Here is a 23,698-nt window from a genome sequence, read left to right as displayed (position 1 = left end):
ATTATGGAGACACCTTACCTAACGGGCAAATAGCCTAATTAACGGCTACTTGGCGACGCTGGCACCACCAATGGTTTAACCATAAAGAAGCGGCCATAATAAGTGCGCCAAGCAATAGACGCGGAATATCTGCATCACGGTTCCAAATGATTAGATTGACGATTAAGCCTGCCGGCACCAAGGCATTATTCATAATCGCTAACGTACCCGCATCCACCTTGGTGGCCCCTTGGTTCCAAGCAAAATAGCCCACGCCTGAAGCCACTAAACCAAGCCACGCCAATACACCCCACTGCAGCGATGTGGTTGGCAGTGCCGCACTGTTACCAAAGAGAAGATAAGCGGGCAGTGCCACTAACATAGCGCCAATAAAGAACCAGCCAAAAACATTATGCCAAGCTAACGTCGGTGGTAAATCAGCCGCTAGACGACGATAGCCCACTTGCCCGAGGGCAAAGCAAAGGTTTGCCCCTTGCACGACTAAAAAACCCGCCCAGAAACCGCTATCAACGCCGTCGTAGCGTATAACGCCCGCACCTACTACCGCTAGCAACGCGGTGACCAAGTAGATCGGGGTAAAACGGCCAAACAGCATATCGTCCAGCAAGGCAATATAAATAGGTGTGAAAATGGTGAAAAGCAGAACTTCAGGTACCGACAGCAGCAGAAAGGATTGATAGAAGAAGGTGTACATCACACCCAGTTGAATGGCGCCAAGACCCATTAAAGCTAAGCGCTGCTTACCACGCAGCAGGCTGGGGCGTAAAAAAGGCAGGAACACCAGCATGGCAAGCGTCACCCTTAACAGCACTGCAAAATAGCTGTCGACCTGCCCTGCTAAATAAACCCCTATCAGCGAAAAGGAGAATGCCCACAGCGCCGTTACGCCAATCAGATAACTCATCGTAAACCTCATTTTATAAAATGGTTTACGCGAATTATACGCACCTGACAAAAAGTGCCAAGCAGTAAACGTAATGACATCAAATTAGTTAACGGCGCTGAATCCATAACCATGCATAGATAGCGCCCGGCATCCAGCCTGCTATCGTCAATACCGCACTGATCATCACACGCTTACTACCGCCGTTGGTTAGCCCTACGGCAAGTGGTGGGAGCAGAATTGCCAATGCCTGATAAGCAAGCGTTAAGCCAGCTGGCTCCGGCATGGGTTGCTGTGCCTGTTGTAGCGGCGCGACAACTTGAATTGGGGCTGACTCCACTTTAGGCGGGGGTGTAAAGTGCTCCACCGCGCTAGCCGTTGGCTGCGCTGCTGCTGTTGCTGTTGCCGCCCTTTCTTGGGCTAGTCGATGAGCCTCTTTATCGATTTTCTGTTCTAACGTTTCTGCCCCCTCAGCTAAGTCATTGTGATGACGCTCCCAATCTTCCCAATCGTGGGGCGTGCCAGATTTAGGACGCTGGTGGCCAGAGCCACGTGCCCGCTCCCAGGCCTTCTCTTCCAACGTATTTGGACGGTCAGGATCACGGTCCAGACCCACTCCTTTACGGTTTAGATATTCGCGTGCATCCATCAGAGGCTCCTTAAAGCGTTGAATAAAGCCAGGGTGCTAACTCTACGTTGTTCGGGTAAATCACCTACAGTAAAGAAGTCGATACTGCATTAGGGCCAACAAAAGCTGATTATCAGACAATAGCGCCTGTGATGCACTTATCCATCCATAGCTGAAAATATCTACCCATAGCTAAAAAATGGCTTGAATACGTTAGCTGAACACGATGCGTAAGGAGTGCTTTTTATGAATACAACAACACCCCACATCGTCCGCGACATCATGTCCCGAGATTGCTACCGCGTCTCACCGGATGCTTCAATTACTACCTTAGCCCAGGGATTAGCCGTCCACCGTTTGCCAGGGGCGCCGGTCGTTGATAGCGCTGGGCGCCTAGTTGGCTTTATCTCAGAACAGGATGTCTTGGGCCGTGTGCTGGATAGCATCTATCATGATGACGAAGCCCCCTTAGTCAGAGAGCTAATGCGCCATGAAGTCCTCAGCGTGTCACCCAATAAAAGTATTACCGACTTGGCTCAGGAAATGCTAGGTGCCAAACCCAAGGTGTACCCGGTCATTGAACAGCAGCGGTTAGTGGGGATTGTTACCAGACGTGATATCCTGATCGCCCTGCTGACTATTCGTCGCCACTAAATATCCAACAACTTATTGATTGACCAAAAAAAACCGCTACTCAATGAGTAGCGGAAGCAAGGGATCAAAACAAAGAGCCAGAACAACAAATTTAGCGACTGCTATCGCGATGTTGTCTGTACTAACTCAGACAAGCTGTGAAGAAAAAGTTCGTAAAAAATTAAAATTTTTCGTACTAAGCAGCTTGCGGCGTATAATTAAGTGACTATTTTATTCACTGAGACCGCTTGGGAGCACAGCGAATGGCGCTGTATTTATTAGTGTCGGGAGTATGCTTGTTGGTGCTCGGCTCCGTCATGCTGGTACTAATGACCTCAAGCACACCACGGTATCGCACTGAGCCCAAGGATTTAATTGCCCTGTTTGATAAAGCGTTAGCCAGTCAGGTAAGCGAAACCGAGTGGAATACCATTATTGGTTACCCGATCCGTCATAATGAGTACCTAGACGGCATTAGGCGGCGAGCAGCCCACTTAATGGATCAGCACGGTAGACGCTGGTTGATTGCTCAAGGTAAGCCGCTACTCAATCAAGAGGGGCAGGCAGAACTTAAAGTGCTTCGCGATCATTTGTCCGCCCATACTGCTCTCCGCCAGCAGTAGCTGTTAAGGTTTAAGAGGCCTGCTATGCCCAGCATCATTCGACAAATTCCGCTAGCCAGTGCAACCCACCATCATTCTCACGATTTCCATCAGATCGTGATTACTCTGCGTGGTTCATCGGAATTTGAAATCGAAGGATTGGGTGGCCGGGTAAACGCGTTTTCAGGCTGCATCGTCCCAGCTAATCACGAACACTACTACTCAGGTAATGGGCATAATCGGCAGTTAATTCTCGACCTTCCTGAGGATGCGCCTGCATTGACCGGTGAAAACCGTGAGCTAGTAGCGTTATTCGATGCGCCACGTTTTTTTGCGCTGGATAATGCACTGCGTCACTACCTGGCATTTATGGAAAGCGAGCTTGCCCAAGACTTTGATACCTCAGACGTATCTTTTCAGCAAGACCGCTTAGCAGCCACGCTGCTAGGCTCACTAAAAGCGCGGCTTGGCACAACCCAAGGTGCTGCACAGCAACGATTAGACTTATCCCGTATTGACCGCTTTATACGTCAGCATTTAGCCGACGAGCTACGGGTAGCGGACCTTGCGCGCTTGGCTTGCCTAAGCGAGGCACACTTTTCTGATTGTTTTCGTGCCCAAACGGGATTATCACCTTGGCAGTATGTGAAGCGCCAGCGCCTGCACGCGGCGCGCCAACTGATTTTACAGAGCCGTCTCCCCCTCACTGATATTGCTATTCAAACGGGCTTTGCCAATCAGAGCGCGCTTTCCCATGCGTTTCGACGCAGCTATGGCCTGTCTCCTCGCAAGCTGCGCCAATGCGATGCGCCGCCCGTTACGGCCAACGCATCAAAACGCCCCTTAGGGCCGCTGGCAGGCCAGCAAAAACTCCACTAAAGTCGTAGTGTTGCTTTTCTTGCCGTGGAATTGACACGTTTTGCCTTGAAAACGGCATACACCTAACGTGACCGCGTTCTACATTCGCTTATCAGTTTGGGCGCTATGCCCTTATACCCATTCGTTCTGTTCAGACTTTCGGGGGCTTCAATGCTCAATGCCAAGAAAATGCGTGACCCTGCCATCTGGCAAACTGATCTCGACACTCTCATGACACGGGTAAGCGACCACTACTTAGTAGATGAAAACGCCTATGTCAGCGAGTTGATCAAAGTGTTAGATGCGGACCGCGACGACTTTGACCGCATTGAAGCCAATACCGCTGCATTGGTTCAAGATGTGCGCAAAATGGATACCGCCGTCGACACAATCGACGAGCTGCTTCAGCAATACAGCCTGGATACCCACGAAGGTTTGATGTTGATGTGTCTGGCGGAAGCCATGCTGCGTATTCCCGACAAAGCCACCGCTGATGCGCTGATTGAAGACAAGCTTGGCCCCGCAGACTGGCAGGCCCACGTCGGTAAAAGCGACTCATGGATGGTTAATGCTTCCACGTGGGGCCTGTTAATGACTGGCCGCGTGCTTAAGCTTGATCATCCTAAAGAGGGGCAGCCTGCTACCTTTATCAATCGCATGGTTAATCGTATGGGCGAACCGGTTATTCGCCGCGCCATGTATGAAGCGATGAAGATTATGGGCAAGCAGTTTGTGCTTGGCCGCGATATTAACGAAGCCCTTAAACGCTCCAAGCCGCTATTTAATAAAGGCTACACCTACTCCTACGATATGCTAGGTGAAGCGGCGCGTACCCGCGTCGATGCCAAGCGCTACTTTGACGACTACGCCCGCGCAATCGAGCAGGTCGGTAAAACATGTAAAACCCTCGGCGATAAAACCCCGGCACCTTCTGTCTCTATCAAGCTTTCCGCACTTCATCCTCGTTATGAGTTTGGCCGCCGTGAGCAAGTACTTGTTGAGCTGGTCGATACGGTAATCAAGCTGGTCACTCAAGCCCGCGCACTCGATGTAGCCGTTACTATCGATGCTGAAGAAGTGGACCGGCTGGAGCTTTCATTGGAAGTGTTCCGGGCGGTTTACGAAAGTGAGGCTGCCAAAGGTTGGGGACACTTCGGCTTAGTCATTCAGGCTTACTCAAAGCGCGCGCTGCCGGTACTACACTACATCAATCGGTTGGCTGACCAACAAGGCGATGAAATTCCGCTTCGCTTGGTTAAAGGGGCTTATTGGGATACCGAGATTAAAGAGTCTCAGCAGTTGGGGGTCGATGGTTACCCGGTATTTACCCGCAAGGCAGGCACCGATGTTGCCTACCTTGCCTGCGCGCAGTTCTTGCTCTCCAGTGACACTGATGGGCGCATTTTCCCGCAGTTTGCGACTCACAACGCCCATACCGTCACGACGATTTTAGAATTCGCCAACCGCGACAGCCGTCCGTTCGAATTTCAGCGCTTACATGGTATGGGCGAAGCCCTTTACGATGCCGCTCTTGAGCGCGCACCAGCAGGCACTTATTGCCGCATTTATGCCCCGGTCGGCGCCCATAAAGACTTACTGCCCTATCTAGTACGCCGCCTGCTCGAGAATGGTGCCAACTCCTCTTTTGTTCACCAACTAGTCGACCCAGACGTACCGGTCGAGTGGCTGTGCAAGCACCCGATTGAAACCTTGCGCCAGCAAAAAAGCTTGGCCAACATGAATATTCCGCTCCCCAAAGATATTTATGGCCCCAAACGCCGCAACTCACGTGGCGTGAACCTAAATATCCGCAGCCATTACTATCCGCTTATGGAGCAGATGGCCGCGTTTATGGATAAGCAGTATACGGCCAAGCCGCTGCTGGCTTTTGACATCGCGGACGATGCGGCCAATACCCATAGCGTGACCAGCCCCTATGATCGACGCCAGACCCTAGGCAGCGTGCAGTGGACCAGCAAAGAGCAAGCGACGAAAGCGCTTGACGCCGCATGGGCCGCCTTCCCCCGTTGGGATGCAACCCCGGTGGCCGAGCGCGCCGCGATTGTGCGTCGTTTAGGGGACTTGATGGAAGAGCATATGCCAGAGCTAATGGCATTATGTTCACGGGAAGGCGGCAAGCTGCTGACCGACGGCGTCGACGAGATTAAAGAAGCCGTCGACTTCTGTCGCTTCTATGCGATGCGTGCCGAGGAAGACTTCGGCCATACCATTGAGCTGCCTGGCCCTACCGGTGAGTCAAACCGTTTGATTATGGGTGGCAAAGGCGTATTTGCAGCGATTAGCCCTTGGAACTTCCCCGTTGCCATTTTCTGCGGTCAAGTCGTTGCGGCCGCCGTAGCAGGCAACACCGTACTGGCTAAACCGGCGGAACAAACATCCATTGTGGCGCACCGTATTATTGAGCTGCTTTACGAAGCGGGCATGCCACACGATGTGGTTCAACTTCTTCCTGGTGACGGCCCCACTGTGGGCAGTGTATTAACCTCTGACCCACGCATTACCGGGGTGGTGTTTACTGGCGGTACCGATACCGCCCACATCATCAATCGCGCATTGGCGGCACGGGAAAATGCGCCACTGCCCACTTTAATCGCTGAAACCGGCGGCATGAACGCGATGATTGTTGACTCAACCGCCCTGCCCGAGCAGGTGGTGGTGGATGTGATTCAATCCGCGTTTCAGAGCGCGGGGCAGCGCTGCTCGGCGCTGCGGGTTCTGTATCTACAGGACGATGTCGCAGACCGTGTGATTGAGATCCTCAAGGGTGCCATGAATGAGCTCCACATTGGTGATCCGCGCGATTTGGGCACCGATGTAGGGCCTGTGATTGATGAAGATGCACGTAAAGGGCTGCTCGCACACATCGAGAAACTGAAAGGCGAAAACCGCTTAGTCGCTGAAACATTAATGGCCGCTGAGCACACCCAAAACGGCATCTTTGTGGCCCCTGTTGCCTTCACGATTGACAGTATCAATGCGCTAACCCGCGAGCAGTTTGGGCCAGTACTGCATATCGTGCGCTACAAAGCCACCGAGCTGGATAAGGTCATTAACGATATCAATGGTCGCAACTATGGCCTGACATTTGGCGTGCATAGCCGCAACGAATCATTTGCCGCTGAAATAGCGCAGAAAATGCGGGTAGGCAATGTTTACATTAACCGCAATATTATCGGTGCGGTGGTGGGTGTGCAGCCATTTGGTGGTCAAGGCCTCTCCGGCACCGGCCCTAAAGCCGGTGGTCCTCACTACCTGCAACGCTTTGTGACCGAGAAAACCATTACTAATAACACCGCTGCTTTAGGCGGGAATGCGTCACTGCTGGCGCTTGGTGATGAGTAAAAGGCTCATCCATAACAACCTGAACTCTTGAACAGGAAACTAACTTATGGCGGAAAACAATATAGGGAATGCTCTCACGTGCGTAGCGTACCCGCTGCTGACGCTGGGTATGGGGGATACGATTAATCTTTCGGACGACTTCCTAGGCGGACGTTTGTCAGAGGCCAGTAACCTGAATAAGGAAAGGGGTTAATAACAACAAGTGTGCGCAACAACCAGACTCCTCTTGGTAAGCGCATAAACCTGTCGGAGCTTGCTCCGTCCTGATGAACTGGAGAGATTTCATGGCTACTGGTGTTTGGATTAGTTTATTTGGTTACTTTGCGCTCATGATCGCCATCGGCGTTTATGCCATGCGCAAATCGACGTCTTCATCTGAAGATTACATGCTGGGTGGCCGAACCCTCAGCCCGCAAGTAGCAGCCCTTTCGGCTGGCGCTTCGGATATGAGCGGCTGGTTGCTGCTAGGTTTGCCTGGAGCGATGTTCGTATCAGGCTTGGGCTCGGCCTGGATCGGTATTGGCCTGCTCGTGGGTGCCTTCTTCAACTGGGTATTGGTCGCACCGCGTCTTCGTGAACAGACGATTCATTACGGCAATGCGATTACCATTCCTGCATTTCTGGCAAACCGGTTCCCCACACGGGCAATGTCGCTGAGAACGGTGTCCGCCATCGTTATCGTTATCTTTTTCTCAGTCTATACCGCGTCCGGCCTAGTGGCAGGTGGCAAGCTGTTTGAGAGTGCGTTCTCCGGGATTTATAACTTCGGTGATATGAGCAACTACGCCATGGGCGTCATGATCACACTAGGCGTGGTGCTTATTTACACCGTTGTCGGCGGTTTCCTGGCCGTGAGCATGACCGACTTCGTGCAAGGCTGCATCATGATGTTAGCGTTAATCATCATGCCTGCAGTTGTGCTGTTCGGCGAAGGTGGCGGCGGTTTCTCCCAAACGTCTCAGACCCTGAATGAAGTCGATCCCACGCTGTTATCCTGGACATCGGGACTCACCTTTATAGGGTGGCTGTCTGCGGTTACCTGGGGGCTGGGCTACTTCGGGCAGCCACATATCATTGTGCGCTTCATGGCTATCCGGTCACAGAAAGATGTTCCTGTTGCCCGCAACATTGGTATGGGCTGGATGCTTATTTCCCTGATTGGTGCCGTTTCACTGGGTATATTTGGCCGGGCCTACGCCATCCGTAATGGTTTAGATGTCCAGGATCCGGAAACAATCTTTATTATCCTAGCCAATTTGCTGTTCCACCCGCTGATCACTGGTTTCCTCTATGCGGCACTGCTTGCTGCGGTTATGAGTACCATTTCCAGTCAGTTGCTGGTGGCGTCATCATCACTGACAGAGGACTTCTATCGCCTGTTCCTGCACAAAAACGCAACTGAGCAACAGTCTGTGGCCGTAGGTCGTGTCTGTGTCGTGCTGGTGGGCATCGTTGCTGCCGTTATTGCCTCTAACGAAGACTCGCAGGTGTTGGGACTGGTGAGTAACGCTTGGGCAGGCTTTGGAGCGGCGTTCGGTCCGCTGATTATCCTATCACTGATGTGGTCGCGCACTAATGGTGCTGGCGCCATCGCGGGTATGGTGGTAGGTGCCGCCACCGTCATGATCTGGATTGCCTTGGGCTGGAACGGGGAATTCATGGGCGGTCCCGGGGTTTATGAAATCATTCCCGGATTCATCGCTTCCTTTATTGCCATTATGGTGGTGAGCAGCATTACTGCCGATGCTGGTGAATATCAGCATATCACCCGCTAACCCTCTATAACTTGATCGTAAACCTTCCCCGTGTCAGTGACACCGACACGGGGAGGTTTGTGCACTTCTCTTTGCCCCAGGTCAATAACGCTTCCCCCCTCCTAGATATACTGGCTACATGGTTCGCGACCACTTAAACCAACCATTAACGACGCGCTAACGAATCATGTTAACGGTCAGGAGCGATGCTATGCGCCACCTATCTTTCTGTACTCGATCTCTCCCTCTTCTACTCACTGCGGGGCTTACCGCTGCCACTTTGGCAGTCAGCAGCCAGGCATTTGCCTACGGTGCTGGTGACTTCTTTACCCGCGTGGGTGTCGCCAAAATCGCCCCTAAAAGCGACAACGGCTCACTGGCCAACGGTGCTCTGTCAGTAGATGTACAGGATGAAACCAATTTTGCCTTCACTTTAGGTTATCGCTTCCACGATAAAGTTGGCGTTGAGTTGCTGGCGGCGCTGCCGTTTGAACATGATATTCATTTGAACGGCGACAATATTGCCTCTACCAAACATCTACCACCTACGTTAACGCTGCAGTACTACCCACTAGGCGGCACTCAGTCGCGCGTTCAACCCTACGTTGGTGCAGGTATTAACTACACGCACTTTTCAGATGAAGAGCTGGCGATTGGCGATTTAGATCTAGACGACTCTTGGGGTGCAGCAGCCCAGTTGGGTATCGATTTATTAATCGATGATAACTGGGCGCTGAATGCCGCTGCCTGGTACATCGATATCGATACCGATGCTAGCGTTAATGGTGCCTCTGCAGGAACCGTGGAGATTGACCCGCTTGTTGTCATGGCGGGGCTTAGCTACCGCTTCTAAGTTATCCGCTGCTGAGTTTTCCATCACTATGTCGTACGCTGCTATGCCGACCACCACTAAGCGGCCCACCAGCTTGCATCAGCCAAAAAGCCTGCTCAGCGAGCAGGCTTTTTTGTTCCAACAATATTCAGTTTTCGATAACCGTTAGCTTTCTGTTACCAACTGGTCGACTCTCTCTACCGCCCGCACCACCAGTAATTGGTGATGCGCGAATACTTTTTCCTGCTGCAAATATGCCGCTACGGCGGGAGCTATCTCACATTTAGCTGGCATCGCGGCACCTGCATCAATTAATGCATTTAAGCGTGCAATAAACACAAAGCGGATCCATTGTGGAAGCGACATAGTGTCGATGCAAAACGGCTGCTGGCTGGCAAATGCCTCTGCATCCGGTGTCGGCATACGCCACAGATCGGCAGCTTTCATTGACGCCTCAAGCTCTAGAAGCGCAGTTTGCAGTGGCTGATAAATACTCATAAATACGTTTGCAGATACCTTTGGTTAAATGGATAACGCGTTGGCCCGCTATTATCCCTACTCAGCGATCTGCTTGCTACAGCTCAACCATGGATTAAGGTTATCCATAGACCCACAGAAAACCTGCACGAGCCTGTGGATAAACTATGGAAAGGTCTCGCATCGCTCGCTCTCATGCGGCTTACACCCAGTTGTTTAATTTTTAACCGTATTGTCATCAGCGTTGTTAAGGCTTTGTAATAAACAGTGTGTTTTATCCACTACGGCGGCTGACAGCGTCACATCAGCAAGGTAGAGTGCAGGCTTGTAACGCGGAAGGATGTTATGCAACCAATTCAAACTCTTGATGAATTTTTCACCCGCAGCGGTGCAGAGGTTTCCCTATACCATATGGGGCGCCACGTAACCCCATGCCCGCGCTCAACACTGGCCACCTTTGAGCGTGGCGAAATGGCCTGGCCCGAACCTTGGCAAGGCCAGGCACGCTTAGCGATTATGTTTCGTCTGGGCGACATGCCCGAACCTGCCATTTGGTTCTTAGCCCTGCCCCTAGATGAGCAAGGGCTGTTAGCCCCCGCCCAGCGTGATGCATTTTTAAATCGACTGCTGGAAACATTAGGGCGCACTGTTTCTCAAGTTGGCCGTAAAGAAACAGCGGACGTAGAGCACTTAATGAAGGATAATCCTCTTTCCTTCACACCTAATGTCACCTTTCAAGCGATGCTTAACGCACGCGCTACGCATGACAGGGGCCTTACTGCTAGTCAGCATTTAGAGCCGGTTGAAGCTTACTTTAGCGGCCAACAAACCATTGCTTGGCAGGCACTAGGATTACAAGGTATAGCTGATTATGTGATCCGAATGGATCCATCTGACGCTGAAGCGTTAGCGCCTAGGCTGGCCACGCTACCCACCACTGTTATTCATTCATTGTGCTACTGTTTAGAGCACCAGACATTTTCCGACACGTTAGTGTCAGCACTTCGCCTGCGTGGTGAAAGTGCCGCTCAACAAGGCGACGTGGAAACATTGAGCGCCTGCATTCGTGCTGTGGGTAATGCCGATTCGGCCGAGGCTGGTGAGTGGTACAGTGCTTTATTAAATGACACTGCCGCCAGCGGGCCAGATATATTGGCCGCAATGGCAGGTCGCGGCTGGCAATATCTGGAAGATGGTGGCCGTCTACCTCTTTTTCTACAACGTTTGGCTGAAGACGAGCGTACCGACTTTGCCAACGCAGTACGCGATCTAGCGCTTATTCCCAGACTACGCTTACCGGTAATGATGGCGCTACGTGATGCGCCTGAAGAATCCCCTATTCAACGCCGTTTAGCCATGATGATGTCACAGAGAAATGCTTAATCTGATGTTGTCACTTTTATTTGCAAGGAGTCAGCCGTGAAGGAATTACCCTATCAGGCCAAGGCGGTGATTGGCCGACGTGAAATGGTGACGTTACCTGAGCTAAGGCTTCACCTATGCTGTAAAGCGGACACTGGCGCGCGCACATCTGCCCTGCATGCAGAAGAGATAGAGACACATGAAGATGAAGATGGTCAACTGTGGGTAAGCTTTATCACTCATAGCGCGGGGCCAACAACACCGGCCCACCGCTACAATTTACATTTGCATGATCGTCGTCGAGTAACCAGCTCTAACGGACATAGCGAATGGCGCTATGTCATTCGTACCCCTATGCAGATGGGCGATTTAAATTTTCCTGTTGAACTCACCCTGACTGACCGCAGTAATATGCGCCATCCGATGCTCTTAGGACGCCGCGCCATGCGACGCCTGCTTGTTGCACCCGGTGCCGCATTTTTACACGGTGAGCCTTAACCTTTTTTACTCGCCTTTTGCTAGGCTCGGAGCCCCTTACATGCATATCGCCCTGCTTTCGCGCAATCGCAATTTGTACTCTACTCGTCGCCTAATTGAGGCCGCAGAGCAGCGTGGACATACCGCACGTGTGGTAGACACACTGCGCTGCTACATGAGTATTACTTCTCATCACCCTTCGATTCACTACAAAGGTGAAGAGATTGAGCCTTTTGATGCGGTGATTCCCCGCATTGGCGCATCGGTCACGTTTTACGGCTGTGCGGTGCTGCGTCAGTTTGAAATGATGGGTACTTACGTTATTAATGATAACGTTTCTATTACCCGCTCACGGGACAAGCTGCGCTCTTTGCAGTTGCTTTCGCGCAAAGGGTTGGGACTACCGATCACTGGCTTTGCCCACTCTCCAGATGATATCCCTGACCTAATTACCATGGTGAAAGGCGCCCCGCTGGTGATTAAATTGCTTGAGGGAACGCAGGGCATTGGCGTGGTGTTGGCAGAGACTAATCAAGCGGCTGAATCGGTCATTCAGGCGTTTATGGGCATGAAAGCCAATATCATGGTGCAGGAATACATTAAGGAAGCGCGCGGCGCAGATATCCGTTGCTTCGTGATTGGCGATAAGGTAGTCGCCTCAATGAAACGCCAGGCGGCCGACGGAGAATTCCGCTCGAACCTGCACCGTGGTGGCACCGCCAGTGTGATTCGCATTACCCCGGAGGAACGCTCCACGGCCATTCGTGCAGCAAAAGCAATGGGGCTGCGTGTTGCAGGTGTCGACCTACTGCGTTCTAACCATGGCCCAGTGATTATGGAGGTTAACTCTTCACCAGGCCTGCAGGGCATTGAGAGTGCCACCGGTCTAGATATCGCTGGCATGATCATTGAACATATTGAAAAAAATGCGGTACCGGTTCGTAAAGCGCCACCCAAGCCTAAAGGCTAAGGCGCGAATGCAAAAATAATCCGTTCTGGGGGTGGCAAAACGGCGCTGTCACCCCCACAATCTGCGTCACCGAAGGAGGTAGACGCTCATGTTTCTCGATAATCGCCAAGTGGCGATGGACAGCGTATTGGAAGCGCTGGCCGATAGCATTGATTATTTCCAAGACAATATTGAACGACTGCGGCCCTCACTGCGCGATGCCTTAAAGCCACACTATACCGCTCGGCTTAAGCATATGCGTAAGCTGCAGGAGCTCGCGCGCGCGCATTTAAAAATGCTGCCCCGGGATGCAGACGTTGAGCGTGACGACTTTTTATGGCTTTGGAGTCGTCTGAAAAGCTTTGTCGGCAACGATAGCCAAGTGCTGATCAATGAGCTATTAGAGCAGGAACGGGTGTTGATGCAGGCGCTCTCTTCTCTTTTTACGCACCCTCTACCCGACCCCATCGAACCGGTGGTAGAAGAGTGTATGCAGGGATGCCGTAAGCTTATCCGCGAGCTGTATGCGCTGCAAAAGAGTAAAACGCATCGCTGAGATTTTGAAAGACTGAACGGTTGAGCGTTGATAAGACCAGGCACTTAAATTATTAAGGATTGGTGAAGCGATCGTCTGGCGAGAGCATACGCAGATCCACGGGCACGTCCTCTATCAACTCAACAGGGTCTTGCCGTTCACCAGGCTGTCGCAACGCAATAGGCTCCGGTGCGCCAAGGAAATAAGGCTCTCTCCCCCAGATATAGAGATCGCCTAGGGTAGCCACACGCGCTGCCCATTCCCGCAGCTTAAGTCCCCTCTCAACGCCTATTGCTTGGTCATCCGCAACACAGCCTGTGACATCCATCCCTAGCGCTCGACCTATATAAACGGCGCGGGGAAGATGCCAGCTTTGGGTAATCAGCAGAGCTTGATCCAATTGAAAAACATCCCGAGCACGTGCCAGCGTGTCGTAGGTACTAAAGCCTGCAAAATCCATCGTTAACTGTTCTGGTGCCACACCCCGCCGATAAAGCTCACGCCACATCGCCCTTGGCTCATTATACGCCTGGGTACGGTTATCCCCTGAAAGCAGTAAATGCTGTACTTGGGCCTTCTTGACCAATGTGGCAGCGGTACGCATACGTGCATGGAAATGAGGGTTACGCACGCCGCTGCGCGTCCAGTGAGACGTGCCGAAGACAATACCTATCTCATCAGGGCGGCACTGTTGAGGCTCCTGTTCAATGTAAGCAGCCGTCGTGGCCAGCACCCATAAATTGCCTGCTATAAACAGCAATGTCGCCAGCAGCAATAATGCTCCTAGCGACATTAATAAACGCTTTACCCATAGTAATAAAAAGTTATGCATCCAGCTCCCCAGCCGGGGTTAGGCTTTGTACGAAAACTGCCTGCGCTCGACAATACAGCGTTAAAAATCGCCTCAAAATGCTCATTTACAACCCGTAAACTCCGCTTTTGCGTTGATTTTTGCCTTGTCTAGTCTTCGCTCGCCGACTTTTCATAAAAAGCCTAAAACATACCAAGTTCGAGCTTGGCCTCGTCACTCATCATGTCACGGCTCCAGGGGGGACTGAAGACAATTTCGGTGTGTACTTTACTGATCTGCGGCGCGCCCAGAATCTTATTTCGCGCATCCGCTGCAATGACATCGCCCATTCCGCATCCGGGTGCTGTCAGCGTCATGCGAATAGTGGCAATTCGCTCGCCACTGATAAGACGCTCAATACGGCAGCCGTAGACCAGCCCCAGGTCAACGATATTGACGGGAATCTCCGGGTCAAAACAGGTGCGTAATTGATCCCACACAAATTGCTCTATCTCCTCTTCTGACGCCGTTTCTGGAAGCGTAGGACGAGGTAAGGCTTCTAGGCCCAGGGCATCCAAGTTACTCCCCTCAATTAAGAAGAGACGCCCCTCAAAACCAACACTCACCGAGCTACCTTTCGCTTGCATCACGCTGACAACGCTATCTTCAGCCAACGTTTGCGTGCTACCAAACGGAATGGCAATAGCCTCTACATCGCGCTGGAGCGGCAACTGTTGGCCTCGTTCGAGACTAGCGACTTGCTCAAGATCCATAACTGTCCTTAAATCACTATCTTTAAAGAACTATCTTCAAAGAGCTATCTTCAAAGAACTATCTTCAAAGAGCTATCTTCAAAGAACTATGCTTAAAGAACCGGCCTTAACGCACCATGCCAATGACACGTTGCAATGCTTCAATAAAGCGATCCACTTCTTCGAGGGTATTATACGCCGCAAACGAAGCACGGCACGTAGCATCCACACCAAAATGGGCAAGTAGCGGCTGAGCACAGTGATGCCCGGTACGAATAGCGACACCGAGCTGATCGATCAGCAGGCCGATATCCTGGGAGTGCGCCCCTTCCACAACAAACGAAAGTACGCCGGCTTTTTGCGGCGCGGTACCAAGAATGCGTAGCCCATCAATACGCCCTACCGCCTGCGTAGCGTGGTCGAGCAGTTGGGCTTCCCATGCACCAATAGCATTGATTCCAACACTTTCAACCCACTCCAGCGCTCGGCCAAGGGCGATCACTTCGGCAATGGCGGGTGTGCCAGCTTCAAACTTGTGAGGGATAGCGGCGAAAGAAGTGCCCATATCAAAGGAGACGGCTTTAATCATCTCGCCGCCGCCTTGCCATGGGGGCATTGCTTCCAACAACGCTTGCTTGCCGTAGAGCACCCCTACACCAGTGGGGCCATACACTTTATGGCCCGAGAAGGCATAGAAGTCGGCATCGATAGCCTGCACATCGACGACTTGATGGGGTGCCGCCTGGGCGCCATCAATCAGAATCAACGCGCCATGCTGATGAGCAAGTGCAGCCATCTCTTGAACCGGGTTAATGGTCCCGAACGCATTAGAGACATGGTTCACCGCCACAAGCTTGGTGCGCTCACTAAGTAAAGTACGATAAGCAGCCATATCCAGCGCGCCATTGTCCTCTACCGGAATGACCTTGATGGTAAAACCGATTTCAGCGGCCAGCAGTTGCCAGGGCACAATATTGGAGTGATGCTCCAGCATGGAAATCAGCACTTCATCGCCGGGGGCAAGGTTTTTACGCCCCCAGCTCTGAGCGACCAAGTTAATCGCTTCTGTGGTGCCACGAGTGAAGATGATCTGGCGCACGTCTTCCGCGTTGAGAAACGTCCGAACTTTATGACGCGTGCCTTCAAACGCTGCCGTCGCCTCATCGGCAAGGGTATGCAGCCCACGGTGAATATTAGCGTTATAGCGGGAATAGTACTCGCTAAACACATCAATCACCTGCTGAGGCGTTTGGCTAGTCGCTGCATTATCCAAATAAATTAGCGGCTTGCTATGCACTTCACGGGATAAAATCGGGAAGTCCTGACGTAGCTTAGCGACATCAAAGGTTGCTTGCGCACGTGTGGGCGTCGACTCAATAACGGTGTGTGGCATCAATCACTCCTGGTATAGCCCTTGAGAGCTGGTGGTTGCTAGTCGTTGAGTGCGACGGCAGCTTCAACAAGTCCAGCAAGATTAAACCGCTCCGGCAGCTTACCCGCGACCGCTAGCTCAACGCGTTCGGCAATCGCATCCAAGGTGACTTTATCCAGCACTTCACCGGCAAAGGCGAGCGTCAGTAGGCCACGTGCGGTTGCTTCATCGATGCCACGGGTGCGCAGCGCATAAATCGCCTCTTCATCCAACTGACCTGTCGTGGTGCCGTGCGAGCACTTAACGTCATCGGCATAGATTTCAAGCTCAGGCTTGGCATCAATGTGGGCGCGATCCGAAAGCAGCAGGTTTTGATTGCTTTGAAAGCCTTCAATCTTCTGACTATCGCGCTTCACATATACCTTGCCGTTAAACACACCATGGGCACGGTCATCCAAAATGCCCTTATAGTTCTCATTAGAGAACGTCAGCGGCGCATTGTGGTTCACCTTGGTGTGGTTATCGACGTGCTGGCGACCCTGACCGAAGAACAGACCGTAGAAATTGGTCTCAGCCCCCTGGCCATTTAAGTCACTGATCAAGTCGTTACGCACCAAGGCGCCGCCCAAGCTCAGATTGTAAGAGGTATAGCGGGTATCGCGACCCTGCTCCACATGAATGCTCGCCACGTGCATGTCGCCCAACGGTGCTTCTTGGAGCTTGTAGTGAGCAAGAATCGCCCCACGGTCGAGCATCAGTTCGCCAACCACGTTGGTGAAGTTAGTCGCTTCGCTTTCACCGGTGTAGTGCTCGATCAAGGTCGCTTCGCTGCGCCCACCAGCTTCCACCAATACACGCGGATGGCTCATTACTGGCTTACCTGCGCGGGACAAAAACTGCAGCAGGATAGGCTTTTCAACCACTGTACTAGGCGCGATACGTACGACGGCGCCCTCTTCCATAAAGGCAGTGTTAAGCGCAGAGAATGGCGAAAAATCGACACCGGTTAACCGACCCAGAGGGCCACCTACGGCTTCATGGTTGTCTACCAATGCCTTGGAAAGCGGCAACACTTGAACGCTTGATGGGAGCACGTCCACATCTGACAATGCTGAAGAGAAAACACCATCCACAAAGGTCAGGCGGTATGCATCAATAGGCAGCGTCAACGCAGCAGCACTGGCCGGTGAGAAGTCGGCGTCATCGGCTAGCGCAAAGTTGCCTTGAGCAATGGAGCGCACGTCAGTGTACTTCCACTCTTCGTCGCGCCGGGTGGGGAAACCCAGCGCTTCAAAGCGAGCAGCGCCCGCCTGACGACGAGCAGCAACCCACGTAGGTTCAGCCTTGTACCGCTGGCTGCGCGCCTTCAATGTGTCTAAAAAGGTTTGCGTATCGCTCATGCCGCAGACTCCTCAATGCCTTCGTAGCCATTGGCCTCAAGTTGTTTAGCCAGTTCAGCGTCGCCGGTTTTAACAATGCGACCATCAACCAGTACGTGAACTTTGTCTGGAATAATATAGTCGAGCAGGCGCTGGTAGTGGGTAACCAGCAAGATAGCGCGGTCTTCAGCACGTAGGCTGTTAACGCCGTCAGCCACTACTTTCATGGCATCGATGTCTAAGCCTGAATCGATCTCATCCAGCATGGCAAGCTTCGGCTGGAGCACCAGCATTTGCAGGATCTCGTTGCGTTTTTTCTCACCGCCAGAGAAGCCTTCGTTAACGGCACGCTGCAGGAAGCTGGCGTCCATTTTCATGTAACCAAGCTTCTCTTTCACCAGCTTCATAAACTCCGGCGCTGGCATTTCTCCTTCGCCACGCGCTACGCGCTGGGCATTGAGCGCAGACTTCAGCAGGTAGATGTTTTTAACCCCTGGAATCTCGACCGGATACTGGAACCCCAACAGCAAACCGGCCTGGGCGCGCTCTTCAATTTCCATCTCAAGGACGTCTTTACCTTCAAAGGTAATCGTACCTTGGGTAACTTCGTAGCCATCTTTACCGGCGATCACCGCCGATAGCGTCGATTTACCCGCGCCGTTTGGCCCCATAATGGCGTGCACTTCACCCGCGTTAATCGTCAGGGTGAGGCCTTTAAGAATTTCATTACCTTCGACGGTGACGTGTAAATCATTCACTTGCAACATATTGAATACCTTCTGATTCTGGCGAGTCGCCACGGCGACACTAATATAATTAAATGAAGTAGCAACTAACGATTAACCCACCGCGCCTTCTAGGGTGACGTTAAGAAGCGCTTCAGCCTCTACGGCGAATTCCATCGGCAGCTCCTGGAAAACGTCTTTACAGAAGCCGTTGACGATCATGCTAACCGCATCTTCTTCCGAGATACCGCGGCTCTGGCAGTAGAACAGCTGATCTTCACCAATTTTAGAGGTGGTCGCTTCGTGCTCAATGGTCGCCGTGCTGTTGCCAATTTCCTGATAAGGGAAGGTATGTGCACCGCACTTATCGCCAATCAGCAAGGAGTCACACTGCGTAAAATTACGCGCCCCTTTGGCACGCGGACCGATTTTTACTAGGCCACGATAGGACTGATCACTTCTGCCTGCTGAGATGCCTTTTGCCACGATATAGGAACGAGTCCCTTCACCAATGTGAATCATCTTGGTGCCGGTGTCGGCCTGCTGACGCCCATTTGTTACGGCAACAGAGTAAAACTCGCCGATACTGTCTTTGCCACGCAGCACGCAGGAAGGATATTTCCAGGTGATCGCAGAGCCGGTTTCTACTTGGGTCCAGCTAATCCGTGAGCGATCACCACGGCAATCGCCGCGCTTAGTCACAAAGTTATAGATGCCGCCAACACCGTTCTCATCACCGGGGTACCAGTTCTGCACGGTGGAGTATTTGATATAGGCATCATCTAGAGCGACAAGCTCCACTACCGCGGCGTGAAGCTGGTTTTCATCGCGCATTGGGGCGGTACAGCCTTCCAGATAAGAGACCTGGGCACGGCTTTCGCAAATAATCAGCGTACGCTCAAACTGGCCAGTGTTGGCCGCGTTAATGCGGAAGTAAGTAGACAACTCCATTGGGCAAGTAACGCCTTCTGGAACAAACACGAAGGAGCCATCAGTGAATACGGCGGAGTTCAGTGCGGCAAAGTAGTTGTCCGCCACAGGAACCACGGTGCCTAGATACTGCTTAATCAATTCTGGGTAGTCACGAATAGCTTCAGAGATGGAGCAGAAGATAACGCCCGCTTCACCAAGCTGCTTCTTAAACGTGGTCGCTACCGATACCGAGTCAAATACTGCATCTACTGCAACCCCTGCCAATGCAGCGCGTTCATGCAACGGAATGCCCAGCTTCTCATAGGTTTCCAGCAGTTTGGGATCAACGTCATCCAGGCTCTGAGGGCCGTCTTCCGGGCGTTTCGGCGCACTGAAATAGGAGATCGACTGGTAATCAATCGGTGGATAATCAAGATGCGCCCAGGAAGGCGCTTCCATCTTCAGCCACTGCCGATAGGCATCCAGACGCCACTCCAGCATCCACTCCGGCTCGCCTTTCTTATTGGAAATAAAGGCGATGGTGTTTTCATCCAGGCCAGGTGGCAGGGTGTCGCTTTCGATATCCGTTACAAATCCATCTTTGTATTCGCGACGAACCAACTGTTCCATTTCTTCGCTTGCCATGGTGATACCCTCCGGGCAGTTGGGGTGGCGAGGTCATCGCCTTTAATAATAAATAAGGCCTGCTGTACTTGCGCCGCCCTTAGGCCGACGCCGCCGACAGGCTGATCGTTTGAATAGGCAATTGCACCGGCAGCTTAATCGGCGCTGTATCGGCTAAATGCGCTAACGTCACGCTCTCGAGCAGTGTGCGCATTGCCAGTGAAACCCGTTGCCAGTTGTCAGCCACACCACACGTGGCGACAAGTTCACAATCGCCCTCCGCTTGGCTGCACTCGGTCATAGCAACGGGCCCCTCAATTGCCGCGATAATGTCGGCGGCAGTAATTTGTGATGCTGGACGCGCTAAGCGATAACCGCCTTGAGCACCGCGTTGGGAAACTAATAGACCAGCGCGTGCCAACATCTTTAGTGTCTTACTCACAGTGGGGTGTGGCAACTGAACGGCCTCAGCCAACTCTGCCGCTGCATGCGATGCCTGTGAATGGCGGGCAATTTGCGCCATCACCACAGCGGCATAGTCTGTCAGCCGAGAAAGCTTAAGCATGTCGACTCCCCTTTAAGTACCCAGTACGCAGCTAATCAAGCTGACGCCACGTTAATTGAGTACCATTTTAGTCCTGTATAAATTTGATGTGAAGCCCTAGAGCCAAATGGTTAATAATTTATGCAAAATAACAGCACGTTCGGCGCTAATCGCATCAAAAACAACAATCATTATCATTTAAAAAAGCTATTATCGACGCCTCCCCTTCGCATTTCCTCTGTAATAATTACTTTGCATTGACAGGCAGCGCCTGATAGCGTACTGGAGGAATTTGATGCAGTTACTACATTAGGCATCGCGGTATTTAAGGAGGCTGGCCATGGATTCAGCAGTAAACAACATAGTGAGCGCATCACTGGCAATGCAACAGGCGCAAGTGGCTCAACAGGCCCAACTGACTGTATTTAAAGATGCGTTAGACGGGCAAGCAGCACAGGTTGCGGCACTAATGGAAACTATTTCTCTGGAGCCGCAGCTAGCAACCAGCGGAAGTGTTGGAACGCTGATTAACACCTCCGCTTAGTTAGAGTAGAGCGTGCAAAGCAAATAGCCTCCTGGCAACAGGAGGCTATTTTTTTGGTTCGTGGTAATTGCTTAGGCTTTTTTAACAAATTCTGATTTAAGCTTCATCGGACCAATACCGTCAATTTTGCAGTCAATATCGTGGTCGCCATCTACCAAGCGAATGCTTTTTACTTTGGTGCCCACTTTAACGACCAGAGAGCTGCCTTTCACCTTCAAATCTTTGATGACCGTGACACTGTCGCCGTCGACCAACATATTGCCGTTAGCATCTCGGACGCCTGCACTATCATTAGCGCTCTCCTCTTCTGCTACTTTAGACCACTCGTGACCACACTCAGGGCATACGTATTGAAGCCCATCATCGTAGCTAAATTCAGAGGCACAGGCGGGACAGTTAGGAAGATCACTCATCAGAAAGGCTCCATCACTAGGCTTAGCTAAAGGGCTAATATTAGGGCTAAGAAAGCGATGGAGCCTACACAGGTTACGCAGAATGTCCAGCGAGCGCTCTCTATCCGATGATATGTCAGCCGCGCTGATATGTGCCCACTAAGCGGTTCATGCCTAGCAGATGTGGCTCAACCTCTTTGAGTAACTCAGTCAGCGTTAACCCTTCTGGCAATGATGTTTGATGGTCCAGCGCCAGCACCCAGAAATAGTAAAGATGCAGACCATGCCCTTCTGGTGGCATCGGGCCACAATAGCCGCTATCGCCTTTATCATTCACGCCTACCGTGCCTATAGCGGTCTTTTCGGTTAACTCCTCAAGCTCGCCAGGCAAGTTGTAAAGCACCCAGTGGACAAAACCATAGCTGCCTTCTTTAACCAGTGGGGCATCTGGGTCGTGACAGATGACGGCATAGCCCTTGGTACCTTCGGGCGCGCCCTGCCAAGCCAACGCTGGGGAAACATCTTCCGCTTCACCTGTATATTTGGCTGGAATTGCCTGATGATTAGCAAACGCCGGGCTTGTTACCTGCATGTTAGAAAGTGCAAACGCCATATATCTCTCCTGAATTATTTTATTGCTGGTGAGTTATGTCTAACATTCAGCCTTTGAAGAACTTCGCCGTTCATAGGCTGAGTATTTCATACGTTAGCACTTCAAAGGCTAAGCTGCGTTGCGTGCTGTTGCCACCACTCCCGGGCAGTTGCAGCATTTTCAGCGTTATGTGCCGGATCAAGCACAACGCCTAACTGTATATACTCACCACGTGTTCTGACCATTAGCTGCGGGTCTTGGGTGGCCAACTGCAGCGCATAGAGCACCAGCATTTGCTCATACTCATCGGTCGTCTCTAAGCGTGAAAATAACAGCGGAACGGCAGGAAGGCCGATCTCACCTAATCGTTCTGCGGCAATGTACCAAGGGCGGCGGTTGTAGCTATCGCCATAGCTTGAAATAAAGCGCCGATCTGCTAAACGGCTAACGTAGTAAGCCGCCTCTTCCTCCGGGCTGATAAACAGCGGCGGCACCCAATCGCTCGCCATACCGGTGACAGGTACTGTATTTGCAGTAGCCATACTTGGCGTGGGCTGCGCAGTGGTTACCGGCGCTTCAGGCATCGCTTGACTCGGCGTTGGTGCAGGGCGTTGCCCGCCGGCACAGCCCGCCAACAGTAAACTTCCTATACATACCGCCCAAATACTTACCACACTTCGCTGCATTGTCAGGCTTCCTATGCTAGACCTTAAGTGGGCCACCGGCCCTGTTTCTGCAGGCGGCGTTTAACCCAACTATCATAAAGTGCCCGTAACCCTGATTTAATCCCCGGCAGGCCAATTATCCAGGCAACCGGCATTAATAATGGAATACGCGCCATTAACAAGCGGTAGGCATCAATGCCTTCTATCAACTGGCCTTGTGCAACTTCGACATGGAGAGAACGCAGCGCCATTGCCGGATCAACGCCCTTTTCCCGCAGGGTTTGTTGATGTTCACTCACATCAAGCCAAGCGATATCAGTTGAGCGTTTACCTGCCCAACGCTCATATCGGCGCCGCTCTTTACGACAAAGCGGACACTGCGCATCGTAAAACACATTGATGGGGATTGTACTCGGCATATAGGCTCTCTAAACAACATTACCTAACCAGTGTGGCATTTTCAGCACTTGTCGCAAACATTTAGCTTCATGCTTAACGCCGTGGCCTTTGCTATGAATTCTGAACCCCGTAAACAGCTGTTAATTATTGCCCATGCACCTTCAGAAAACACCCAGCTTCTTCGGGATGCAGCCTACAGGGGCGCCTGCCACCCTGACCTTGAGTTTGTGGATTGCGTAGTAAAACCCCCTTTAGAAGCGGGCCCCGAGGACGTGCTTGCATGTGATGCCCTACTACTCGGCACCACGGAAAACCTAGGCTATATGAGTGGCGCACTCAAAGACTTTTTTGACCGCTGCTATTATCCCGTTTTAGACATGAAACAGGGCTTGCCCTGCGCACTCTATATTCGTGCAGGCCATGATGGCACAGGCACTCAGCGTGCGGTGGAAACCATCATTAAAGGGTTGCGCTGGCGCTGGGTTCAGGCACCCCTTATTTTGCGTGGCGACTGGCAGTCTGAGTTTGCCAACCAGGTAGAAGAACTTAGCATGACCATGGCATTTAGTATTGAAACTGGGGTTGTATAACGCTACTTAGCCAGCCTTACTGTAAGAAATCATTTCGTACCAGTAGCGCTATTGAGAAACGGCAC

General features: G+C 52.0%; 26 protein-coding genes. 12 read left to right on the top strand and 14 right to left on the bottom strand.

Annotated elements, in window-relative coordinates; all coding sequences use genetic code 11:
- Positions 1-34: 34 nt before the first annotated feature.
- Both ACQKE4_RS09165 and ACQKE4_RS09160 read right to left on the bottom strand, forming a co-directional pair.
- Positions 35-904 carry a carboxylate/amino acid/amine transporter gene (locus ACQKE4_RS09165; RefSeq protein ID WP_427387988.1) on the bottom strand — a complete coding sequence of 290 codons (870 nt, stop codon included), beginning with the start codon at positions 902-904 and terminating at the stop codon, positions 35-37.
- 88 nt (positions 905-992) lie between these two features.
- Positions 993-1,532, bottom strand: coding sequence for a YqaE/Pmp3 family membrane protein (locus tag ACQKE4_RS09160; protein WP_427387987.1), 540 nt, complete (start codon positions 1,530-1,532; stop codon positions 993-995).
- A gap of 225 nt (positions 1,533-1,757) precedes the next feature.
- On the opposite strand from ACQKE4_RS09160, the gene ACQKE4_RS09155 reads away from it, so the two are divergent.
- The 6 genes from ACQKE4_RS09155 (at position 1,758) to ACQKE4_RS09130 (ending at position 9,574) form a co-directional block, all read left to right on the top strand.
- Positions 1,758-2,165 (top strand): CBS domain-containing protein, encoded by a 408-nt coding sequence (locus ACQKE4_RS09155; protein ID WP_290834130.1) that lies wholly within the window; start codon positions 1,758-1,760, stop codon positions 2,163-2,165.
- A gap of 242 nt (positions 2,166-2,407) precedes the next feature.
- Positions 2,408-2,767, top strand: a complete 360-nt coding sequence (locus ACQKE4_RS09150) for a hypothetical protein (protein WP_427387985.1) — start codon at positions 2,408-2,410, stop codon at positions 2,765-2,767.
- A gap of 24 nt (positions 2,768-2,791) precedes the next feature.
- Positions 2,792-3,625 carry a helix-turn-helix domain-containing protein gene (locus tag ACQKE4_RS09145; protein WP_427387983.1) on the top strand — a complete coding sequence of 278 codons (834 nt, stop codon included), beginning with the start codon at positions 2,792-2,794 and terminating at the stop codon, positions 3,623-3,625.
- A gap of 150 nt (positions 3,626-3,775) precedes the next feature.
- A complete protein-coding gene (putA, locus tag ACQKE4_RS09140) occupies positions 3,776-6,967 on the top strand; it encodes a bifunctional proline dehydrogenase/L-glutamate gamma-semialdehyde dehydrogenase PutA (RefSeq protein ID WP_427387981.1) in 3,192 nt (1,063 codons plus the stop codon).
- Between the two features lie 284 nt (positions 6,968-7,251).
- The gene (putP, locus tag ACQKE4_RS09135; protein WP_427387979.1) at positions 7,252-8,742 is read left to right on the top strand and encodes a sodium/proline symporter PutP; all 1,491 of its coding nucleotides are present in this window, start codon (positions 7,252-7,254) and stop codon (positions 8,740-8,742) included.
- 190 nt (positions 8,743-8,932) lie between these two features.
- Complete coding sequence (locus ACQKE4_RS09130; protein ID WP_427387978.1) at positions 8,933-9,574, top strand: OmpW/AlkL family protein; 642 nt, start codon at positions 8,933-8,935, stop codon at positions 9,572-9,574.
- Positions 9,575-9,718: 144 nt separating this feature from the next.
- On the opposite strand, the gene ACQKE4_RS09125 is transcribed toward ACQKE4_RS09130, so the two are convergent.
- Entirely contained in the window at positions 9,719-10,051 is a 333-nt protein-coding gene (locus tag ACQKE4_RS09125) for a YqcC family protein (RefSeq protein ID WP_427387976.1), read from the bottom strand.
- A 324-nt stretch (positions 10,052-10,375) separates the two neighbouring features.
- On the opposite strand from ACQKE4_RS09125, the gene ACQKE4_RS09120 reads away from it, so the two are divergent.
- The 4 genes from ACQKE4_RS09120 to ACQKE4_RS09105 all read left to right on the top strand — a co-directional run bounded on the left by ACQKE4_RS09120 (position 10,376) and on the right by ACQKE4_RS09105 (position 13,374).
- Positions 10,376-11,413, top strand: a complete 1,038-nt coding sequence (locus ACQKE4_RS09120; protein ID WP_427387974.1) for a DUF3549 family protein — start codon at positions 10,376-10,378, stop codon at positions 11,411-11,413.
- A gap of 36 nt (positions 11,414-11,449) precedes the next feature.
- The gene (locus ACQKE4_RS09115) at positions 11,450-11,890 is read left to right on the top strand and encodes an ATP-dependent zinc protease family protein (RefSeq protein WP_290834147.1); all 441 of its coding nucleotides are present in this window, start codon (positions 11,450-11,452) and stop codon (positions 11,888-11,890) included.
- A gap of 40 nt (positions 11,891-11,930) precedes the next feature.
- Positions 11,931-12,839 carry a 30S ribosomal protein S6--L-glutamate ligase gene (gene rimK / locus ACQKE4_RS09110; protein ID WP_427387972.1) on the top strand — a complete coding sequence of 303 codons (909 nt, stop codon included), beginning with the start codon at positions 11,931-11,933 and terminating at the stop codon, positions 12,837-12,839.
- Positions 12,840-12,927: 88 nt separating this feature from the next.
- Entirely contained in the window at positions 12,928-13,374 is a 447-nt protein-coding gene (locus ACQKE4_RS09105; protein WP_427387971.1) for a hypothetical protein, read from the top strand.
- 52 nt (positions 13,375-13,426) lie between these two features.
- Here the strand turns inward: ACQKE4_RS09105 and ACQKE4_RS09100 are convergent, their stop codons facing one another.
- The 7 genes from ACQKE4_RS09100 to ACQKE4_RS09070 form a co-directional block, all read right to left on the bottom strand.
- Entirely contained in the window at positions 13,427-14,185 is a 759-nt protein-coding gene (locus ACQKE4_RS09100; protein WP_427387970.1) for a SanA/YdcF family protein, read from the bottom strand.
- A 161-nt stretch (positions 14,186-14,346) separates the two neighbouring features.
- On the bottom strand, positions 14,347-14,916 hold the full coding sequence (gene sufT / locus ACQKE4_RS09095; protein WP_427387968.1) for a putative Fe-S cluster assembly protein SufT: 570 nt from the start codon (positions 14,914-14,916) through the stop codon (positions 14,347-14,349).
- A gap of 106 nt (positions 14,917-15,022) precedes the next feature.
- Complete coding sequence (locus ACQKE4_RS09090) at positions 15,023-16,288, bottom strand: SufS family cysteine desulfurase (protein WP_427387967.1); 1,266 nt, start codon at positions 16,286-16,288, stop codon at positions 15,023-15,025.
- 38 nt (positions 16,289-16,326) lie between these two features.
- Complete coding sequence (sufD, locus tag ACQKE4_RS09085) at positions 16,327-17,667, bottom strand: Fe-S cluster assembly protein SufD (protein WP_427387965.1); 1,341 nt, start codon at positions 17,665-17,667, stop codon at positions 16,327-16,329.
- Complete coding sequence (sufC, locus tag ACQKE4_RS09080) at positions 17,664-18,413, bottom strand: Fe-S cluster assembly ATPase SufC (RefSeq protein WP_427387963.1); 750 nt, start codon at positions 18,411-18,413, stop codon at positions 17,664-17,666. Before sufC ends, sufD begins: the two co-directional genes overlap by 4 nt.
- A 72-nt stretch (positions 18,414-18,485) precedes the next feature.
- The gene (sufB, locus tag ACQKE4_RS09075; protein ID WP_427387962.1) at positions 18,486-19,928 is read right to left on the bottom strand and encodes a Fe-S cluster assembly protein SufB; all 1,443 of its coding nucleotides are present in this window, start codon (positions 19,926-19,928) and stop codon (positions 18,486-18,488) included.
- A gap of 79 nt (positions 19,929-20,007) precedes the next feature.
- Positions 20,008-20,472 carry an SUF system Fe-S cluster assembly regulator gene (locus ACQKE4_RS09070; protein WP_290834160.1) on the bottom strand — a complete coding sequence of 155 codons (465 nt, stop codon included), beginning with the start codon at positions 20,470-20,472 and terminating at the stop codon, positions 20,008-20,010.
- Between the two features lie 319 nt (positions 20,473-20,791).
- Between ACQKE4_RS09070 and ACQKE4_RS09065 the strand changes: the two genes are divergently transcribed.
- Positions 20,792-20,995 carry a putative motility protein gene (locus ACQKE4_RS09065; RefSeq protein ID WP_427387960.1) on the top strand — a complete coding sequence of 68 codons (204 nt, stop codon included), beginning with the start codon at positions 20,792-20,794 and terminating at the stop codon, positions 20,993-20,995.
- 71 nt (positions 20,996-21,066) lie between these two features.
- Here ACQKE4_RS09065 and ACQKE4_RS09060 read toward each other — a convergent pair whose 3' ends face one another.
- The 4 genes from ACQKE4_RS09060 to ACQKE4_RS09045 form a co-directional block, all read right to left on the bottom strand.
- Positions 21,067-21,408, bottom strand: coding sequence for a zinc ribbon domain-containing protein YjdM (locus ACQKE4_RS09060; protein ID WP_427387958.1), 342 nt, complete (start codon positions 21,406-21,408; stop codon positions 21,067-21,069).
- A 115-nt stretch (positions 21,409-21,523) separates the two neighbouring features.
- Positions 21,524-22,000, bottom strand: a complete 477-nt coding sequence (locus tag ACQKE4_RS09055; RefSeq protein ID WP_427387956.1) for a YbhB/YbcL family Raf kinase inhibitor-like protein — start codon at positions 21,998-22,000, stop codon at positions 21,524-21,526.
- A 101-nt stretch (positions 22,001-22,101) separates the two neighbouring features.
- Complete coding sequence (locus tag ACQKE4_RS09050; protein ID WP_427387954.1) at positions 22,102-22,665, bottom strand: hypothetical protein; 564 nt, start codon at positions 22,663-22,665, stop codon at positions 22,102-22,104.
- Between the two features lie 23 nt (positions 22,666-22,688).
- Positions 22,689-23,063, bottom strand: coding sequence for a thiol-disulfide oxidoreductase DCC family protein (locus ACQKE4_RS09045; RefSeq protein WP_427387952.1), 375 nt, complete (start codon positions 23,061-23,063; stop codon positions 22,689-22,691).
- Between the two features lie 93 nt (positions 23,064-23,156).
- Between ACQKE4_RS09045 and ACQKE4_RS09040 the strand changes: the two genes are divergently transcribed.
- Positions 23,157-23,633, top strand: a complete 477-nt coding sequence (locus ACQKE4_RS09040; protein ID WP_427387950.1) for a flavodoxin family protein — start codon at positions 23,157-23,159, stop codon at positions 23,631-23,633.
- The last annotated feature ends 65 nt before the right edge of the window (positions 23,634-23,698 follow it).

It is taken from the genome of Halomonas sp. NPDC076908, assembly GCF_050269715.1.
Classification (GTDB): Bacteria; Pseudomonadota; Gammaproteobacteria; order Pseudomonadales; family Halomonadaceae; genus Vreelandella.
Note: the sequence above shows the minus strand (reverse complement) of the source record. Positions and strands in the feature narration are given on the sequence as shown.

Bases quoted from the DNA above. Each gene is read 5' to 3' on its own strand.
- ACQKE4_RS09050 (WP_427387954.1), bottom strand. From the start codon at position 22,665: ATGCAGCGAAGTGTGGTAAGTATTTGGGCGGTATGTATAGGAAGTTTA.
- rimK (WP_427387972.1), top strand. From the start codon at position 11,931: ATGCATATCGCCCTGCTTTCGCGCAATCGCAATTTGTACTCTACTCGT.
- ACQKE4_RS09070 (WP_290834160.1), bottom strand. From the start codon at position 20,472: ATGCTTAAGCTTTCTCGGCTGACAGACTATGCCGCTGTGGTGATGGCG.
- ACQKE4_RS09130 (WP_427387978.1), top strand. From the start codon at position 8,933: ATGCGCCACCTATCTTTCTGTACTCGATCTCTCCCTCTTCTACTCACT.
- ACQKE4_RS09105 (WP_427387971.1), top strand. From the start codon at position 12,928: ATGTTTCTCGATAATCGCCAAGTGGCGATGGACAGCGTATTGGAAGCG.
- ACQKE4_RS09145 (WP_427387983.1), top strand. From the start codon at position 2,792: ATGCCCAGCATCATTCGACAAATTCCGCTAGCCAGTGCAACCCACCAT.
- ACQKE4_RS09040 (WP_427387950.1), top strand. From the start codon at position 23,157: ATGAATTCTGAACCCCGTAAACAGCTGTTAATTATTGCCCATGCACCT.
- ACQKE4_RS09155 (WP_290834130.1), top strand. From the start codon at position 1,758: ATGAATACAACAACACCCCACATCGTCCGCGACATCATGTCCCGAGAT.
- ACQKE4_RS09045 (WP_427387952.1), bottom strand. From the start codon at position 23,063: ATGCCGAGTACAATCCCCATCAATGTGTTTTACGATGCGCAGTGTCCG.
- putA (WP_427387981.1), top strand. From the start codon at position 3,776: ATGCTCAATGCCAAGAAAATGCGTGACCCTGCCATCTGGCAAACTGAT.
- ACQKE4_RS09165 (WP_427387988.1), bottom strand. From the start codon at position 904: ATGAGTTATCTGATTGGCGTAACGGCGCTGTGGGCATTCTCCTTTTCG.
- sufD (WP_427387965.1), bottom strand. From the start codon at position 17,667: ATGAGCGATACGCAAACCTTTTTAGACACATTGAAGGCGCGCAGCCAG.
- ACQKE4_RS09120 (WP_427387974.1), top strand. From the start codon at position 10,376: ATGCAACCAATTCAAACTCTTGATGAATTTTTCACCCGCAGCGGTGCA.
- ACQKE4_RS09150 (WP_427387985.1), top strand. From the start codon at position 2,408: ATGGCGCTGTATTTATTAGTGTCGGGAGTATGCTTGTTGGTGCTCGGC.
- ACQKE4_RS09160 (WP_427387987.1), bottom strand. From the start codon at position 1,532: ATGGATGCACGCGAATATCTAAACCGTAAAGGAGTGGGTCTGGACCGT.
- sufC (WP_427387963.1), bottom strand. From the start codon at position 18,413: ATGTTGCAAGTGAATGATTTACACGTCACCGTCGAAGGTAATGAAATT.
- ACQKE4_RS09060 (WP_427387958.1), bottom strand. From the start codon at position 21,408: ATGAGTGATCTTCCTAACTGTCCCGCCTGTGCCTCTGAATTTAGCTAC.
- ACQKE4_RS09090 (WP_427387967.1), bottom strand. From the start codon at position 16,288: ATGCCACACACCGTTATTGAGTCGACGCCCACACGTGCGCAAGCAACC.
- ACQKE4_RS09055 (WP_427387956.1), bottom strand. From the start codon at position 22,000: ATGGCGTTTGCACTTTCTAACATGCAGGTAACAAGCCCGGCGTTTGCT.
- putP (WP_427387979.1), top strand. From the start codon at position 7,252: ATGGCTACTGGTGTTTGGATTAGTTTATTTGGTTACTTTGCGCTCATG.
- sufB (WP_427387962.1), bottom strand. From the start codon at position 19,928: ATGGCAAGCGAAGAAATGGAACAGTTGGTTCGTCGCGAATACAAAGAT.
- ACQKE4_RS09100 (WP_427387970.1), bottom strand. From the start codon at position 14,185: ATGCATAACTTTTTATTACTATGGGTAAAGCGTTTATTAATGTCGCTA.
- ACQKE4_RS09125 (WP_427387976.1), bottom strand. From the start codon at position 10,051: ATGAGTATTTATCAGCCACTGCAAACTGCGCTTCTAGAGCTTGAGGCG.
- ACQKE4_RS09065 (WP_427387960.1), top strand. From the start codon at position 20,792: ATGGATTCAGCAGTAAACAACATAGTGAGCGCATCACTGGCAATGCAA.
- sufT (WP_427387968.1), bottom strand. From the start codon at position 14,916: ATGGATCTTGAGCAAGTCGCTAGTCTCGAACGAGGCCAACAGTTGCCG.